The sequence below is a fragment of the Phocaeicola sp. RTP21198st1_B8_RTP21198_201120 genome, from assembly GCF_040929485.1.
GTDB classification, from domain to species: domain Bacteria; phylum Bacteroidota; class Bacteroidia; order Bacteroidales; family Bacteroidaceae; genus Phocaeicola; species Phocaeicola dorei.
Genome location: NZ_JBCOCI010000006.1, coordinates 48,258 through 60,546, shown reverse-complemented (window position 1 = coordinate 60,546; position 12,289 = coordinate 48,258). Strand labels below are relative to the sequence as shown.

General features: G+C 44.9%; 11 protein-coding genes. 8 read left to right on the top strand and 3 right to left on the bottom strand.

The genetic code is table 11. The features are described 5' to 3' along the window. A partial coding sequence (locus AB5935_RS05030; RefSeq protein WP_368327341.1) for a PNGase F N-terminal domain-containing protein occupies positions 1–1,224 on the bottom strand: 1,224 nt, incomplete at its 3' end. A gap of 118 nt (positions 1,225–1,342) precedes the next feature. Then, a complete protein-coding gene (locus tag AB5935_RS05025; RefSeq protein ID WP_038609271.1) occupies positions 1,343–2,860 on the bottom strand; it encodes a DUF4301 family protein in 1,518 nt (505 codons plus the stop codon). Between the two features lie 143 nt (positions 2,861–3,003). Here AB5935_RS05025 and AB5935_RS05020 point away from each other — a divergent pair, with 143 nt between their 5' ends. The 7 genes from AB5935_RS05020 to AB5935_RS04990 all read left to right on the top strand — a co-directional run bounded on the left by AB5935_RS05020 (position 3,004) and on the right by AB5935_RS04990 (position 10,799). Beyond that, on the top strand, positions 3,004–5,217 hold the full coding sequence (locus tag AB5935_RS05020; RefSeq protein WP_005843316.1) for a RelA/SpoT family protein: 2,214 nt from the start codon (positions 3,004–3,006) through the stop codon (positions 5,215–5,217). A gap of 22 nt (positions 5,218–5,239) precedes the next feature. Further along, positions 5,240–5,593, top strand: coding sequence for a diacylglycerol kinase family protein (locus AB5935_RS05015; protein ID WP_038609268.1), 354 nt, complete (start codon positions 5,240–5,242; stop codon positions 5,591–5,593). A gap of 94 nt (positions 5,594–5,687) precedes the next feature. Further along, a complete protein-coding gene (locus AB5935_RS05010) occupies positions 5,688–6,101 on the top strand; it encodes a DUF1573 domain-containing protein (RefSeq protein ID WP_007838258.1) in 414 nt (137 codons plus the stop codon). Between the two features lie 208 nt (positions 6,102–6,309). After that, on the top strand, positions 6,310–7,116 hold the full coding sequence (locus tag AB5935_RS05005) for a metallophosphoesterase family protein (protein WP_007838256.1): 807 nt from the start codon (positions 6,310–6,312) through the stop codon (positions 7,114–7,116). Continuing rightward, positions 7,082–7,843: a hypothetical protein gene (locus AB5935_RS05000; protein WP_007843891.1), complete on the top strand. Its 762-nt coding sequence runs from the start codon at positions 7,082–7,084 to the stop codon at positions 7,841–7,843. Before AB5935_RS05005 ends, AB5935_RS05000 begins: the two co-directional genes overlap by 35 nt. Positions 7,844–7,928: 85 nt before the next feature. Next, positions 7,929–9,920: an OPT family oligopeptide transporter gene (locus AB5935_RS04995; RefSeq protein ID WP_007838254.1), complete on the top strand. Its 1,992-nt coding sequence runs from the start codon at positions 7,929–7,931 to the stop codon at positions 9,918–9,920. A 33-nt stretch (positions 9,921–9,953) separates the two neighbouring features. After that, entirely contained in the window at positions 9,954–10,799 is an 846-nt protein-coding gene (locus AB5935_RS04990; protein ID WP_038609266.1) for an alpha/beta hydrolase, read from the top strand. Positions 10,800–11,060: 261 nt separating this feature from the next. Here the strand turns inward: AB5935_RS04990 and AB5935_RS04985 are convergent, their stop codons facing one another. Then, positions 11,061–11,543: a ferritin gene (locus AB5935_RS04985; protein WP_007838252.1), complete on the bottom strand. Its 483-nt coding sequence runs from the start codon at positions 11,541–11,543 to the stop codon at positions 11,061–11,063. A 207-nt stretch (positions 11,544–11,750) separates the two neighbouring features. On the opposite strand from AB5935_RS04985, the gene AB5935_RS04980 reads away from it, so the two are divergent. After that, positions 11,751–12,289: 30S ribosomal protein S16 (locus AB5935_RS04980; protein ID WP_368327340.1), on the top strand; the 539-nt coding region annotated here is incomplete at its 3' end.

The window sequence follows — 12,289 nt, the reverse complement described above, 5'->3', positions numbered from 1 at the left end:
AACCAGCCAATGATTCAATTTATTGCCATCCACCTGTTGTGCCTCAGGGATACTTACCTTAAAAGAATGTTTACCGGCCGGCAAGTCACCAATAACAGCCTCCTCAGGCATCACATCGCTACCCGGACACCAATTGGAACGGGATAAATCTGAAGAAGCCAAAGGTTCTTCAATCTCTTTTGTCGTATAACCCTTATCACCTATATATGCGGCAACTCGTGGTATCAGCCATACTCCTGTAGCCGGGTTAAAACGGCGGAAAGAAGCACAGTCGTCACGCCAAGGAATGAAATTCAACACCTCCTTGCCATCAACAGACACAATGTTTCGTTTCTCCACAAACTCATCTCCGCCACTATGCCCCCCGTGACCTGTAACAATATACTTCAAACGAACATTCTTGGCAGCTTTCGACATATCAAAATCCATCACCACATCTTTGCGTGAGAAAATATCCGGATAAGTCTGTCCGATATAATACACCGTATTCATCAAAGGCTTCACACGGCGCTCCGGCATCACGTCGCAAGTAATCTTACTCTCCTTCACGTCCAATTCCATGCTGGCCACATACCCCTCGGCAGTCCATGTATCAATATAAATTCCCACGTATGCCTCTCTCTCCAATGCCGGATAAAGATCGGTAATATCCTGCACCCAAGTCACACTCTTTTCCCATTTCGGGATATATACAGGACGTCTCTTGCTGCTCAAAGAATCATTATCCGAACTATAATACCCCACACCGAACGGGGTCATAAAACGCATCAGTTCAAGGGTAGGCACATAATCCTTACCCGGAACAATACCAATCATTTTTTCATATTTGGCACTGTCTACCGCAGGAAACGCCCTCTTGCCTTCGGCTATATTCATCAGATTGATCACCGATTCTTTGGGAAGCACAAAACAAGAGCCAGATTTATCCCAACGGTCACCATTGGAAGCTACAGTTACTTTCAGGGTAACATCCACATCTCTTTTGTAATCGGGCAAGGTTATTTTCTTTAAAATAATACGCCCGTTTACCAGACGGATCACTCCGTCAGCATTGGCAGGAGTATAATTAGGAAAAGAGTCGGGACGAAAACAAACAGGGGTCTTGTCGAATACTTGAATATGAGTATTTCCCAATGCCGGTAATTCTTTGTGATTTGCGGCATCGGCCGGCATCATAAAAGTTGCCGCCACAGCCAGTGGAGCAATAAAGGTCAGCAGGTTCATTCTTTTTAATTATAGGTTAGTAATCAAGGGTATATAAATTAATTTCACAAAAAAACTACACGGATTTACACAAATCTTCCGATCTGTATAAATCCATGTAATCTACAATAAAAAGGGGTTATTGATGCTGTTCACGCAACAAATCATTCACAGTCTTCACCGGATTAAAGGTACTCAACGGCACTTCAACGAAAACAGTGTTCCAGTCACTCATCGCACCATTCCACAAGCCCGGAAGTTCCAATGCTTTCAGTTCTCTACCGTTCTTTGATTTATAAGAGATAAAACCTGTAGCCTTATCCACATACTTCACCAAGTCGAATTTGTTTCCTTTATAATCTCGTACCGCACACACCAAATCCACCGGATTAAAGTGAGTACCTTTCTCGAACATCTCTTTCTTGGCCGGATCATTCATGTCAATCTGAGAACTTTCCAAAATTTGCAGTGAAACAGTACCATCCGCATTATAAGCCAGGAACGGGCCGCCTCCCGGTTCACCCACATTCTTCACCATACCGCATACACGCATCGGACGGTTTAACTTCTTACGCAGATAAATAACCAAATCGGCATCTTCCAGATCCTTGATATCCGGTTTGCGGCAACATAAAGTCTGCTGTAAGAAACGAATGATCTCTTCCAGCTGCGCATGTGTATATTTACCGCCATCCAGCAATTCCAGATATTCAAATACCTGCTTCTGCAGAGTAACCAGTACCCCCGCAATCAGCTTTTTATACATAACAGTATCCTCTTTCAAGCGATCGGGCACCACATTATCTATATTCTTGATAAAGATAACATCGGCATCCAGATCATTCAGATTCTCAATCAGCGCGCCGTGCCCTCCCGGACGGAACAACAGTTTGCCTTTATCGCGGAAAGGTTTGTTCTCCATATCGGCAGCAACCGTATCCGTACTCGGTTTCTGTTCAGAAAATGACACATCATATTCTACTCCATACTTCTTTGCATAAACGGCAACCTTCTCTTCCACCAGCTTTGTGAACAATTCACGATGTTCCGTAGAAACGGTGAAATGCACATTCACTTTTCCGGTTCTGCCTGCCGCATACAACGCGCCTTCCACCAAATGTTCTTCCAGCGGCGTACGCACACCATCCGCATACCGATGGAATTTCAACAACCCCTTCGGTAATGCCCCATAGTTCAAGCCGGCAGCTTCCAGCAGATTGGCTACTATAGGTTTATAATCCTTCCCGGCCATCAAAGCATCAATATTCTTTCCTGTATTATCCATACAAGCCGCATTCAAGTCATTGTAGAATGCGAAGCTATGAATATGGTCGAAAAATTTCTTTTCGAAATCTGTCTTCGGAGTATTGTAATCAGCCCCCAGGAATTCGAACAAATTCTTAAACATGCGGCTGGCAGCACCAGAGGCGGGTACAAACTTCACGATGGTTTTCTCACCTTCCTTATATGTATCCCATGCTTCCAAATAATTTTTCATTTCATTTTCGGCGGGAGCCATGATTCCCTTTTCAACAGAAGCGGCTGCATCCAGCTTCAAAAATGGGAAACCCTTTTCAAAGCAAGCCAGTTGTTCTGCAATCTGCTGCTCGGAAATTCCTTTTTTCACTAATAAGTCTTTGTCTTCAGGTGTTAACATAAGTACATGATTTTATATGGTTTAAATAAATTGTTACCTTATTCTTTCACTATTAATTGCCCAAAAATACAAAAAAATGCGAGAACACTACCTAATAAATAAAGAAAAAAACTACCTTTACCCTCGAAAAGATTTCACGTGTTATGGAAGAAAAAGCATTTTTCACAGCCAAAGAGCGTGAGCAACTGTTCGCCCTCTATAAACGATTGCTGCAATTATCCGGCGACACCTTGCAGAAGGGTGATTGCCATAAGTTAAAAATACACCTCATAAAAGCAGTTGCCGAAGGTAACCTGCCACGAAATTGTTTCGGGATGAATCCTATCATCAAAGATATGCAGACCGCCGTCATCGTGGCCGAAGAAATTGGGATGAAACGGGCTTCCATCCTGGGGATCATGCTGCACGAATCGGTAAAGAACCATTTATGCACCTTAGCATCTGTACAACAGGAATATGGAGAGGATGTAGCGGGGATCATACGCGGTCTTGTGAAAATCAATGAGCTATACTCCAAAAGCCCTACCATAGAATCGGAAAATTTCCGCAACCTGCTACTCTCTTTTGCCGAAGACATGCGTGTTATTCTGATCATCATTGCAGACCGCGTGAACCTGATGAGACAGATAAAGGAGACTCCCAATATAGAAGCACGCACCCAAGTAGCCAACGAAGCTGCCTATCTGTACGCACCGCTGGCACATAAGCTGGGGCTATACAAACTGAAATCGGAACTGGAAGACCTTTCCTTGAAATATACCGAACACGACGTATATTATCATATAAAGGACAAACTGAACGAAACGAAAGCCTCCCGTGACAAATACATAGCCGCCTTTATCGAACCGATACAGCACAAGCTGGAAGAAGCAGGATTAAAGTTCCACATGAAAGGGCGTACCAAGTCCATCCATTCCATCTATCAGAAAATGAAGAAACAGAAATGTCCCTTCGAAGGAGTGTATGACTTGTTTGCCATCCGAATCATTCTGGACTCTCCCGTCGACAAGGAAAAACAAGAATGCTGGCAGGTATATTCCATTGTGACCGATATGTATATGCCCAATCCCAAACGCCTGCGCGACTGGCTCTCCGTACCCAAAAGTAACGGATACGAATCCTTACACACCACTGTAATGGGTCCTGAAGGCAAATGGGTGGAAGTACAGATACGCACCGAACGCATGGACGAGATAGCAGAACGTGGTCTGGCAGCCCACTGGCGTTACAAAGGCGTAAAAGGAGAAAGCGGTTTAGATGAATGGCTGACCTCCATCCGGGAAACACTGGAGAACGCCGACAGTGACCTGGAAGTGATGGACCAGTTCAAACTGGAATTATACGAAGACGAAGTATTCGTATTCACCCCCAAAGGTGACTTGTACAAGATGCCGAAAGGAGCGACCGTACTGGACTTTGCCTTCGCCATCCATAGCAAACTGGGTTCCAAGTGTATCGGAGCAAAGGTGAACGGAAAGAACGCACAATTAAAGCAAACGCTGAACAGCGGCGACCAAGTAGAAGTCATGACTTCAAACACCCAGACACCCAAACGCGACTGGCTGAACATCGTCACCACTTCGAAGGCAAGAACCAAAATACGCCAGGCCATCAAAGAGATAGAAGCCCGCCAGACAGAGTTCGCCAAAGAGACCATAGAACGTAAATTCAAGAACCGCAAGCTGGAATACGACGAAGCAGTGATGATGCGCCTGATAAAAAAGCTGGGATACAAAACCGTAACCGAGTTCTACCAGGACATAGCCAACGAGACAAGAGATGCGAACGACATCATCGAAAAATACCTGGAACTGAAGAAAAAGGAAACGGAAAACCGGGAAGATATTGTCTATCGCAGCGCCGAGAATTTCAGCATGCAGACAGCACAGGATGACAAGACCTTCAAAGAGGATGTGCTGGTCATTGATCAGAATTTGAAAGGACTGGACTTCAAATTAGCCAAATGCTGTAACCCTATCTATGGCGATGATGTATTCGGGTTTGTAACCATCAGCGGAGGAATCAAAATACACCGTACCGACTGCCCTAACGCACGAGAATTGCAATCACGTTTTGCCTACCGTATCGTAAAGGCGCGTTGGGCTGGAAAAAGCCACGGCAAACAATACCCCATCACGCTGCGCATCGTCGGTCATGATGATATAGGAATTGTGACAAATATCACCTCCATTATCAATAAGGAAAACGATATCCTGCTCCGTTCCATCAGCATCGACTCGCACGACGGGCTGTTCAGCGGCATGATGACCGTAATGGTAGATGACACTTCAAAGCTGGAATCATTAGTAAAAAAGATAAAGACAGTAAAAGGAGTAAAACAGGTAAACAGAGGATAAACCCATCCCAAGCTTAAAAAAAATGAATGAACTGCATAAACGACTAAAAAGCTTTACATACGCCTGGAAAGGCGTATGTAGTTTTTTAAGTAAGGAACACAATGCCTGGATACATTGCACAGCCATCATCGCCGTAACCATTGCAGGCATCCGGTTGGAAATAACAAGCACCGAATGGCTTGTCATCCTCCTGTGCTTTGCAATGGTACTGGCTGCCGAAGCATTCAACACAGCCATAGAACGCCTGGTAAACCTGGTATCCCCGGACTACCATCCTGTGGCCGGAGCCGTAAAGGACATAGCAGCAGGAGCCGTACTGATTTGCGCCATATTTGCCGCCATCATAGGGTTGATAATCTTTGTCCCTTATTTTTAAAGGTGTTAATTTACCATTTATTTCACTAACAGTTAAAGACCTTTTATAAAAAAAACAGTAATTTAGCCCCGATAATTTTTAAACAGTGGAACTAATGAAGAAAATTTTGCTTTCAACATTATTGTTGATTATAGGGTTAACCACATACGCAGCCGTATGGCAATCTCAAGGAGAAGCAGAAATAACCTTTGAGAAAACAACACATAATTTCGGTTCATTTCCCGAGTCAAGCCCGAAAGTTACCTGTGTTTTCAAATTCAAAAATTCGGGAGATGGTCCCCTAGTCATCCATCAAGCGATCGCATCTTGCGGATGTACTGTTCCCCAATATCCTAAAGAGCCCATCAAACCGGGTGAAAGCGGACAGATAACAGTGACTTATAATGGAGCCGGCAAATTTCCGGGACATTTCAAGAAATCAATCACTATCCGCACAAACGGGAAAAATGAGATGACACGTCTTTATATAGAAGGTGACATGACCCCGAAAGGCACAGCTGCCGAATAGAATTCTCACATCATAAGAGAGAGGATGTATCAAAACAAAAGAAGATTCGAGTTTGATACATCCTCTTTTTATATCCGGAAAACACTGCCCCGCCTGCCTGTATGCAAGTAAAAACAAAAAAATAAGAAAAAAAGAACATTTTTCCCCAATAATAAGCCACTCTTATTCTGATTAAAATAACGTACTTTGCAGCAAATTTAAGAGAACAATGACAAACAAGCTATTATTCTTTGTCCTACTGGCCCTCTGTTTCAGTGGCTGTGACATGCTGGAAACCCATCCATACGATGTACATATTACAGGAGAAAGAGAACTGAACAACAAAAACATCCAGTTGATAGAAAACAAAATGCAAGGCAAAAAAACAATCCGCTTTGCCATGATCAGTGATACCCAACGATGGTACAACTCTACCGAGGATGTTGTAAAAGCCCTCAATGCCCGTGGTGACATAGACTTTGTCATTCACGGAGGAGACCAGTCCGACTTCGGTGTCACAAAAGAATTCATATGGATGCGGGACATATTTAACAAATTCCAGATGCCCTACGTATGCCTTTTAGGCAATCACGACTGTCTGGGTACAGGTGAAGACGCATACAGGGCCATTTATGGAGATCCCAACTTCGCCTTCACAGCCGGAAATGTACGCTTTATCTGCCTCAATACCAATGCGATGGAATATGATTATTCGGAACCGGTTCCCGATTTCAACTTTATAGAAAATGAACTGAACAACCTGTCGCCTGAAATAGAAAAAACGGTATTCGCAATGCACGTAAAACCTTTTGAATTTGTATTCAACAACAATGTAGCAAAAATCTTCCAACTATACGTCAACCAGTTCCCCAAAGTCCAGTTCTGTCTTTACGGCCATGAACACAAATTCGCAGTAGATGATCTATTCAACGACGGAGTTCTGTATTTCCAATGCCCCTGCATAGACAAACGCATCTACTTATTATTCACCATTAAAGAAGATGGAACCTACGATTATGAAACAGTTGAATTTTAAAAAGATATTTCTGAACCTATTGTGGCCACTATTGCCTTTTACGGCACAAGCCCAAGAAAATAATACACTTTACTCCATCTTATCCAAAGACAGCATACTTGTCCCCTCTCCTTCCGTTCAAAACCAAGAGGAAGATATTGTAACCCAAATGCCAAACCGGCACCATAAATACGACAAGCGCGTACACCGTTACAGGCGTGCGTGGGAAGCTTTGATCCCCACCCACACCAAATTACAGTACGCCGGTGGAATGGGCCTGTTATCCTGGGGCATAGGCTGGGATTATGGAAAAAGAGGCCAATGGGAAACCGATCTTCTTTTGGGCTTCATCCCCCGCTACTCATCCAAACATTTCAAGATGACCATGACCTTGAAACAGAATTATATCCCGTGGAGTATCTGGCTGGGCAAAGACTTCTCGCTGGAACCGCTGACTACCGGAATCTATTTCAACACCGTATTCAGCGATGATTTCTGGACAAGCGAACCCGAGCGCTATCCCCGTGGATACTACGGATTTTCCACCCGTATCCGCACCCATATCTTTCTGGGACAACGCGTCCGTTTCGACGTGCCCGAAAAGTACCGGAAGTTCTCTAAAAGTATCACCGCATTCTACGAAATCAGCACATGCGATTTATACGTTGTCAGTGCGTTCAACAACAGTTATTTGAAACCCGATGACTATCTGAGACTATCATTTGGATTGAAATTTCAGATATTCTAATCAAATCATGAGGATGTTTCTCTATTTTTTCACTATTTTTGGGCATTTATTATGATAAATTTCAAAAATAATAACATAGAGAAACATGAAACAAGAAGAAGAAAAATCGGTTGGATTGCCCGATAACGCGTTCCGACCTCTGAAACCGGGGGAACAATATCACCCCATCATGTCACCAAACAAAAAATATCCCGAAGTAAACCTATGGTCTGTGCTATGGGGTATCGCCATGGCGGTATTATTCTCGGCGGCCGCAGCTTACCTGGGATTAAAAGTGGGACAGGTTTTTGAAGCCGCCATCCCTATCGCCATCATCGCCGTAGGTGTATCGGGAGCCGCCAAGCGTAAAAACGCGTTAGGTGAGAATGTCATCATCCAATCCATCGGTGCCTGTTCGGGAGTCATAGTGGCAGGAGCCATCTTCACATTGCCCGCCCTTTATATATTGCAGGACAAATACCCCGAAATGACAGTCAACTTCTTTCAGATGTTTGTCAGCTCACTGCTGGGAGGTATTCTGGGAATCCTGTTCCTCATCCCCTTCCGTAAATATTTCGTCAGCGACAAACATGGCGAATATCCCTTCCCCGAAGCCACTGCCAGTACGCAAGTGCTTGTTTCCGGCGAGAAAGGCGGAAGCCAGGCAAAGCCATTGCTTTTTGCAGGGCTAATAGGAGGTCTGTATGATTTCATTGTAGCCACATTCGGCTGGTGGAATGAAAACTTCACCACCCGCGTATGCGGCTGGGGTGAGATGGTTGCCGAAAAAGCCAAACTGGTGATGAAAATAAACACCGGTGCGGCAGTATTAGGCTTAGGCTATATTGTCGGCTTGAAATACGCGGCTATCATTTGTGCCGGTTCATTAGTGGTATGGCTGGTTATTGTTCCGGGTATGGCCCTGTTGTTCGGCGATCAAGTGCTGAATGCATGGAATCCGGCCTTGACACAAACCATTAGCGAAATGTCACCCGAACTTATATTCAAGGAATATGCCAAAAGTATCGGTATCGGTGGTATCGCCATGGCCGGTGTGATCGGTATCGTGCGCTCATGGGGCATTATAAAGAGTGCTGTGGGACTGGCCGCCAAAGAGATGGGCGGCAAGAAGGTGGAAGCAAACGTCATCCGCACGCAAAAAGACCTTTCCATGAAAGTGATCGCCTTCGGTTCCATCTTCACCATCCTGCTGATCTTACTGTTCTTCTTTTTTGATGTGATGCATGGAAATGTATTACACAGCATTGTAGCCATCCTGCTCGTAGCCGGCATTGCATTCCTGTTCACCACCGTAGCCGCCAACGCTATCGCCATAGTCGGCACTAACCCAGTATCGGGAATGACACTGATGACACTGATACTTGCCTCGGTAGTAATGGTTGCCGTTGGACTAAAAGGCGCTACCGGCATGGTTGCCGCACTGGTTATGGGTGGTGTGGTTTGTACGGCACTCTCTATGGCAGGCGGGTTCATCACAGACTTGAAAATAGGTTACTGGCTGGGCAGTACTCCTGCCAAACAGGAAACATGGAAATTCCTCGGCACACTGGTATCGGCAGCAACTGTGGGCGGCGTCATCATGATCCTGAACAAGACCTACGGCTTCTCCACCGGCGCATTGGCAGCTCCGCAGGCCAACGCGATGGCAGCCGTAATAGACCCGTTGATGAACGGTGTAGGCGCTCCCTGGCTGCTTTACGGAATAGGTGCCGTACTGGCATTGGTGCTGACCTACTTCAAAGTACCCGCACTGGCTTTTGCGCTGGGTATGTTCATTCCACTGGAATTGAACCTGCCGTTGCTGGTAGGCGGAGCGGTGAACTGGTATGTCACTACCCGCAGCAAAGACGAGGCGGTGAACGCCGAACGTGGCGAGAAGGGAACTTTGCTGGCATCCGGATTCATAGCCGGAGGCGCATTGATGGGGGTTGTCAGTGCCGCCATGCGCTTTGGCGGTATCAATCTGGTCAATGAAGAATGGCTGAGCAACCCGTTGAGCGAAGTACTGTCAATAGTCGCCTATATCCTCCTGATCATATGGCTGGTTAAAGCCAGTATGCATATCAAGAAAAAATAACCCTTTTTCAAATACCATGAAAATAAAAGCTATATGAAACGAATCTTACTAATGAGTTTACTTGCAATCTCTACCGCATTGTCTGCCCAGAAACCTGTAGAGTTGGAATTATGGCCCGATGGCGCCCCCAACTCCAACGGCATCACCACCCCCGAGCAGAAATTAGAGAACAACCGGATTTCCAATGTCAGCGAGCCTACCCTTACCGTTTATCCGGCAGCCAAACCGAACGGACTGGCCGTCGTGGCTTGTCCCGGAGGGGGATACATACGCCTGGCAATGAATCACGAAGGGCACGATATGGCAGACTGGTTCAACGCACAAGGCATCACATACGCCGTATTGAAATACCGTATGCCAAACGGACACCATGATGTACCGTTGAGCGACGCCCATCAGGCTATCCGGCTGATGAGAGAACACGCCAACGAATGGCATATTCAAAAAGTGGGTATCATGGGGGCCTCTGCAGGCGGACATCTGGCCAGTACGGCAGCCACCCACTATACAGCCGGAACGCGTCCGGATTTTCAGATCCTGTTTTATCCCGTCATAAGCATGGATCTGTCCAACTGCCATAAGGGCTCACGTGACAATCTTTTAGGAAAAAGCCCGTCAGAAGAGCTAGTGAGACTTTACTCCAATGAACTGCAAGTAACAGGCGACACTCCTCCCGCCTTCATCATGCATAGCAGCGATGACGGAGCTGTACCCGTCAGCAACAGCGTGAGCTATTACCTGGCGCTGGTAAAGAATAAAGTCCCTGCTTCCCTCCACACCTATCCTATCGGCGGCCACGGCTGGGGCTTCCGCGACAGCTTTACCTATAAGCGCCAATGGACGAGAGAATTAGAAAAATGGCTGAGAGAAATACTGTAAAAAAGCAAGGAGGCGTGTCAAAACAAAAATGACTGCTCCTAAAAGTTACAGATAGTAATTATAACACTTAAAAGGGTCGTATCAAGCTCTGTATGGAGTAATGATACGACCCTTTCTTTAGTCTTTTAGGATGCTCAATTTTCAGATTATAAGTTCATATTTCCAAAAACTGAATTGGGACACACCCACTTTCTATTTCCAATAAACACCTGCATCTTTATCTGCAGAAGAAAAAAAACAGGCATTCGTTTCTCTTATCGCTTATTTTCTTGCGCCAAGCTGAATATCCAAGTGATACAAAGCCACATCACCACCCAGCTTGATCTTGTCCAAAATACCTTGAACGGTAGCTTCCTCTTCCACCTGCTCGCGTACAAATCCCCACAAGAAATCCTGAGAAGCCTTGTCCTTTTCAGCAGAAGCAACATCTACCAGTTTGTCAATCAATTCGGAAACATGGCATTCATGCTTGTATACATGCTCGAACACATCCAGCGGAGAGGCCCATTCCTGAGGAACAGCATCCACAGCCCCCACCTTGGCTTGTCCGCCACGTTTCATCACATATTGCGCCAACATATCAGCGTGATCATTCTCCTCATGAGCCTGCGCTTTCATCCATGAAGCAAAACCTTCATAGCCTTTCGCAGCGAAAAAATAAGACATGGAAAGATAAAGATTGGCCGACCACATTTCGGCTACAATCTGAGCATTAATTGCGTCTTGTAATTTTTGTGAAATCATAATTCTTTTATTTTTAGTTAAATTGTAACTGTTGCAAATATATAATTTTTCTAGCGATTAACACTATGTCTGTCCACCTTTTTATAAAAATTATATTTTATCTCATCCAAATCTTTGCGGTTCAAAAGAAAAGTCTTACCTTTGCACCCGCTAATACGGGTTATTAGCATTAATTCAAATCATTAATTATAAAAACATTATTTAGAAATGGCAACTAAAATCAGATTGCAAAGAAACGGACGCAAAAGTTATGCGTTTTATTCAATCGTTATCGCAGACGTAAGAGCTCCACGTGATGGTAAATTTACTGAAAAAATTGGTACTTATAACCCTAATACCAATCCTGCCACAGTAGATTTGAATTTTGAACGCGCACTTCATTGGGTAATGTGCGGTGCACAGCCTACTGATACAGTACGTAACATCCTGTCAAAAGAAGGTGTTTACATGAAAAAGCACTTGCTGGGGGGTGTTGCCAAAGGCGCATTCACAGAAGCAGAAGCTGAAGCTAAATTCGAAGCTTGGAAAAACAACAAACAATCCGGTCTGGCTACTTTGAAGGCTAAACTGGACGAAGCAAAGAAAGCTGAAGAAAAAGCTCGTTTGGAAGCTGAAAAGAAAGTAAATGAAGAAATTGCCAAGAAAGTAGCTGAAAAGAAAGCTGCTGAAGCTGCTCCTGCTGCTGTTGAAGTTCCTGCAACTGAAGCTCCTAAGGCTGAAGAACCAAAAGCTGAATCAGCTGAATA